1 protein-coding gene and 1 tRNA gene are annotated in these 1,191 nt (G+C 52.0%); one reads left to right on the forward strand and one right to left on the reverse strand.

The window, feature by feature from the left end; translation table 11 throughout:
* Nucleotides 1–571 (reverse strand): thioredoxin (gene trxA / locus EJP87_RS16740; RefSeq protein ID WP_130472967.1); only part of this gene is annotated, 571 nt, incomplete at its 3' end.
* A gap of 449 nt (nucleotides 572–1,020) precedes the next feature.
* Between trxA and EJP87_RS16745 the strand changes: the two genes are divergently transcribed.
* Nucleotides 1,021–1,105, forward strand: a tRNA-Leu gene (locus EJP87_RS16745).
* Nucleotides 1,106–1,191: the final 86 nt, after the last annotated feature.

The following is a 1,191-nucleotide window of genomic DNA, read 5'->3' on the forward strand; positions in this document are numbered from 1 at the left end:
CCCGTAACAGTTTGCCTTCTGGGCTCTCTGCCGTTTTGATGGGCAGGCGCGCAAAATATTTACCCGCTTCGTCGCTGCGCTGGCCATTGAGCAGGACACGAATCATCCCCAGCAGACCCAAAACATGTTGGGGATTTTGTTCCAAAACCTGGGCAAACAACTCTCCCGCTTTATCCCAGGCCCCTTGATCGGCCAAAATACTGGCTTGTTGTGCCAGACGGTCCAAGGGAGAGGGAATAGCCCGATCCAAAAATTGCCGAATGGCCTGTTCCGGCAAAGCTCCGGTAAACTCATCTTCAACTTCGCCATCCACAAACAGTTTGACTGCCGGGATAGAGCGTACTTGATATTCTCTGGACAGTTCGGGATTTTTGTCGGAATCGATTTTGGCCAACACAAAACGATCGACCATCTCCTGTTGCAACTTTTCCAGAACCGGTCCCAACGCTCGGCATGGGGCACACCACGGCGCCCAAAAATCGACCAGAACAGGAACATCACTGGATCGTTCCAACACATCCCGATCGAAGGTACTCTGATCCACATCAATCAGCCAATCTTTTTTCTTCATGGTCACCTCATATATCCTGTGATCGGTTCACCAGATCGTCCAATAATTACTCCGACCCGCCGTTGAGGATACACGCTGGCAAGAGAGTATTCAACCGGGTTCAGATCATGAGAGATTGATTGTCTGGAGAGAGGTGGGCAACAGGGCAATCGCATTTGAAAACCAGAAAATTATTATGGAGCTCCAGGAGGAGATTATCTCCTCCTGGTGGGTGCAGGGCAAAGCCCTGTTGGTAATGTGCGGCGTTTCACAAAAGCGAATGCGCAAGCATTCGCGCACGCCGCACCGATTTGTGCCCCAAAGGGGCACTCTTTGGGAGGGCGGACGCCCGACATGCACCGTTTCGCTTGTGGCAACAGTGAGGCAATTGGCAAATGCGATTGCCCTGGGTGGGCAAAGGAAAACCATTGCATTGCCAAGGAAGGCTTTGTTAGACTCTCGGAGTTCGTGCGGATGTGGTGAAATTGGTAGACACGCTGTCTTGAGGGGGCAGTAGCTCACGCTGTGCCGGTTCAAATCCGGCCATCCGCACCAAACACCTGCCTCTCTTTTATCCAACACCGCAATCTCGCTTTTTATCTGCACTTTTTCCCTCTACAGATTTACGGACTCTCTCCCCC

The sequence above is a fragment of the Candidatus Magnetaquicoccus inordinatus genome (genome assembly GCF_004217665.1).
Classification (GTDB): Bacteria; Pseudomonadota; Magnetococcia; order Magnetococcales; family Magnetaquicoccaceae; genus Magnetaquicoccus; species Magnetaquicoccus inordinatus.